The organism is Holdemania filiformis DSM 12042 (genome assembly GCF_000157995.1).
GTDB lineage: Bacteria > Bacillota_I > Bacilli_A > Erysipelotrichales > Erysipelotrichaceae > Holdemania > Holdemania filiformis.
Map to the genome: position 1 here is coordinate 16,428 of NZ_GG657557.1, position 3,854 is coordinate 20,281.

Annotated in this window: 3 protein-coding genes; all 3 read right to left on the bottom strand. The window is 32.3% G+C overall.

Annotated elements, in window-relative coordinates:
- Nucleotides 1-1,001, bottom strand: a 1,001-nt coding sequence (locus tag HOLDEFILI_RS19715; RefSeq protein ID WP_006059313.1) for a hypothetical protein, incomplete at its 3' end; no start/stop codon positions are given.
- Between the two features lie 145 nt (nucleotides 1,002-1,146).
- Nucleotides 1,147-2,196 (bottom strand): hypothetical protein, encoded by a 1,050-nt coding sequence (locus HOLDEFILI_RS09045; protein WP_039864579.1) that lies wholly within the window; start codon nucleotides 2,194-2,196, stop codon nucleotides 1,147-1,149.
- A gap of 152 nt (nucleotides 2,197-2,348) precedes the next feature.
- The gene (locus HOLDEFILI_RS09050; RefSeq protein ID WP_006059315.1) at nucleotides 2,349-3,581 is read right to left on the bottom strand and encodes a hypothetical protein; all 1,233 of its coding nucleotides are present in this window, start codon (nucleotides 3,579-3,581) and stop codon (nucleotides 2,349-2,351) included.
- Between the last annotated feature and the right edge of the window lie 273 nt (nucleotides 3,582-3,854).

Here is a 3,854-nt window from a genome sequence, read left to right on the forward strand (position 1 = left end):
TCTTCGCTATTCATTATGCTGACTACTTTTTGCGTTTTTAAATTGATTAATATTGAATATCTGACGCTATCTATGATAAAACTATCATTTTCATCTTCCGGATCTTCATTTGACGATTGTATGCTTCGTAGCCATCTAGGATCTTTAGATACTAATTCTGTTTCTGATTTGATTCTTTTCATCGCATCCGCTACTAATCTGTTTCTTTTTACCGCAATGGGAATCCTCTCATCTTCATCTAATTCCCGGATGATCTCTGTCCAGAAATAATCGCCGGACAATGAGAATTTTCCTTCCCAGAAATTGATTTTTTCCTTCTCTAATAAGATGTTTCTCTGATTTAATTGATCTTCAATTCTAACTCCCCCGGTTGGTGTGCGACTCTGAACAATTTTACGATTTAACTCGTATCGTTTCCACGCAGTATACCGTTCATCATATTTTTTTATTTCAGGATAATGTTGAATCGCTGTAGAATTTACGCCATAAAAATCATGGTCATCGTTCCCGATATAAGTTATTTCAAGGACGTCTTCCTGTTCCCCTTCATTTAAAAATAAACACTTATAAGTATGATAGTGATTTTTTATATTGAAAAGAACCGTTTTCGTTCGGCAATCATAAACTTCTATACTACTATTTCTTGCCAAAATGACGCCGCTTGGAAATCTTGATAACTTCCAGGTCTTGTTGCCCGCGGAAAAACCGATATACTCATATACAAATTTTTCACTCAGTTGATTCATATCAATCACATATACTTTTGCTAGTTGACTATTATTCGTTTTAAAAGCACTACATATCGCATAATCCCAATCTGACGTGAAAGTAAGTGAGTCAACACGGCGCAATTCTTTCGTTTCCACGATCACTTTTTCCAATGATAATGAATAAATAACAAATCGTGTATTACTCTTTAAAAATAAGCAACGGTATTTTTCGTTATAACCAATTAGATATGTATCATAAACTTTATTACCAAATTCTTTTATTCTAAGCATAATATGTCCTCATTATCAGCAGCCTGCCTGTTCTTTGTTTTATCATACCACATAATTTATCCCCAAATTAAAAGATAAGCGGCATTTCATTGATATCCCGCTTATCTCCCTATTTATTTTTATTATTCAATGGTTAACCTTTATATTACAATATTATTTGCTTAAACCCTTTTGAATCAACCTTGTTCTTCTTCACTCTGCCCTTGCTTAACAATTCCATTGTCAGGGATTGATGATCTTCTTCCGTAAATTCCACGATCTCAATATCATTTTCTTTACTGATTTCCATATAAATTAAATAATTCTTCTTTGTATAATAGTAAAGCTTTGGACCTTCTTTTTGGGCATAGACTGGCAGAAAAGTTTTAGCATCCATCAAGAAGGAATATCTTCCTAAGTAATCATCTTCTTGATCAAAGAAATGAACTTCCCCGCTTAAATAACGGCCTTCCATATCAACATAATCAATACCAAATCGGTATAATTGCGCATTATAAACTTGTTCAGATAAAGTTCTTGAATTAGACAATATTGATTGACTTCCATTATAAATAAAATGAATTGTCTTATCGTTATAGTACTTACTGAATTCCACCTCAACATGACTTTGCTCATGAATAGTTCCTTCTTTGATATTGTAATATCGAATATCTGGTTTCTCAAGATAAATTTTGCTTATATCCTCCTGGAATTCAGCTGCATATCGCACCGCTAGACAGCACTTATCTTCAAGCTCTATTATATTAATTAGATGAATTTTCTTATCTGTTTGATATATATAATCAATTTCATCTTTCCTGCAGTCGAATAATTCTAAGCTGTTCTTTCTGCCGATGAGTACGTGATCCGGATAATTCGGAAGTGAAAAAATAGTAGATTTAAAGACATCCGCCGCTTCGCCTTTCCAAGAAAAATTTAAGTGTTTTAGATCTTCCTGCAAATTCACTAAATAGACCTTATTTGAATATGAAAAGCCTTGACGACATACAAGAATTGCATAATCTTTACTTTCACTAAATATAATCGCTTCTGGAACACCTGAAAATTTATATCTTTCCAATACTTCTAATACTTTTAGAGAGAAAAGTATTAGTTCTTTTCCTTTTTGGATAAATAGTAGGTCGTACTTTTCATTTATCCCTAAAAGGTGATTATTACTTCCTACGCTTAGTGACAATTCTGCAATTTTTTTCATTTTCCGCACCCTCTTATTTATGAGCTGCATATTAGATAATTTCATTTAATCAGATTCATAAAGATTTTACTACTAGATTCATACATTTGAGTTATTCTTTTTACAAAATCTCAATTGAAAAGAGAACTGATCGCTCAGTTCTCCCCATGATGTTAGTGGCCTTTAAACAAAATAGATTCGCAGAACTCATCATTTGCAGTAATTGCTGGTTGGAGTTTTCGAAAATCAATTTCATTTAAGCTTTGATTAATATAATCACTATCTTCTAATTTAAATATCGAAACACTGTATTGTTTTAATGCTTCCTCAAAAAAAATCAGACCTGTTTTTTCATCATATCCGTAAGCACTAATTCCCCAAACTTCAAAACTGTCATCTACCAAATGGACTACTTCTTGTGTTTTCAAATTAAATAAAGCTGAATACATTTTTCCAGTCAAAAGATCCGTATCATTTTCATTCAGAAAATCCTCTTCTTCGTTTATAAATTTTATCAGCTCCAGCCTTTGAGTTTCTTTACTCATTGGATCTCTCTTTTTTTCATATTCCGCTTTCATTTGTTTAACGATCTCTGTAATTGCCCAATGTTTTTTCATTGAGTATGTAATATATTCATCTTCATCTAAATCTCTAACAACAATGGTCCAAAAATAATCACCTGATAATGATAATTGACCTTCCCATAGTGCTAGCTTTTCTTTTTCTAGAATTACATATCTTTTATTTATTTGATCTTTTATCAAGATTCCTCCAGAATGGAATCGAGACTGAACAATCATTCGATTATTATGATACCGTTTCCACGCTGAATATCTTTCTTCAAATTCTTTCATTTCTGGAATGAATTGGATCGTTTCAGAGTTTATTCTATAATATTCTTTGCTGTCTATACCAAGATACGTTACCTCTAAAACATCTTCCTCCTCGCCTTCTTGTAAAAATAACAATTTCTTTAAGAAGAATTTATTTTCTGCACTCATTATTATTTTCTTAGTATTACAATCCACTATTTTTATTTTATTCTTATTTGCAAGGATTATGGCGCTAGGAAAGCGAGAACAATTCCACACTGCATCGCATACTACCCTGTCAATAAATTCATAAGCAAAACCATCTTTTAACTCATTCATTTTGATAAGATAAGCATCTGCTTGCTGACTACTAGCAGTTTTAAAAGTCCGACATACAGCATAATTCCAATCCGCAGTAAAGGTCATGTTTTCAACCCATCGTAGTTCTTTTGTTTCAACGATGATTTTCTCTAAATCCAAGGAGTAGATTACGAATCGTGTATTACAGCTCAAAAATAAATATCGATACTTTTCATTAAATCCAATTAAGTGCGTTGTATAAAGTTTACTGCCAAATTCTTTTATTCTAAGCATAATATGTCCTCATTATCAGCAGTCTGCCTGTTCTTTGTTTTATCATACCACATAATTTATCCCCAAATTAAAAGATAAACGGCATTTCATTGATATCCCGCGGTTCTTACTCGGGTTTGGGCAAAAATAAAAAGGGCAGGCAAGATATAACGCTTTATCTTACCTGCTTCTTTGTATGGAAATTCTATCCCTACCCTAAACCGAGTAAGAACCTATCCCGCTTATCTCCCTATTTATTTTTGTTATTTGATTGTTAACCTTTATATTACAATA

Excerpts from the sequence above, each read along its gene's own strand:
- HOLDEFILI_RS09045 (WP_039864579.1), bottom strand. The coding sequence starts at position 2,196 with ATGAAAAAAATTGCAGAATTGTCACTAAGCGTAGGAAGTAATAATCAC.
- HOLDEFILI_RS09050 (WP_006059315.1), bottom strand. The coding sequence starts at position 3,581 with ATGCTTAGAATAAAAGAATTTGGCAGTAAACTTTATACAACGCACTTA.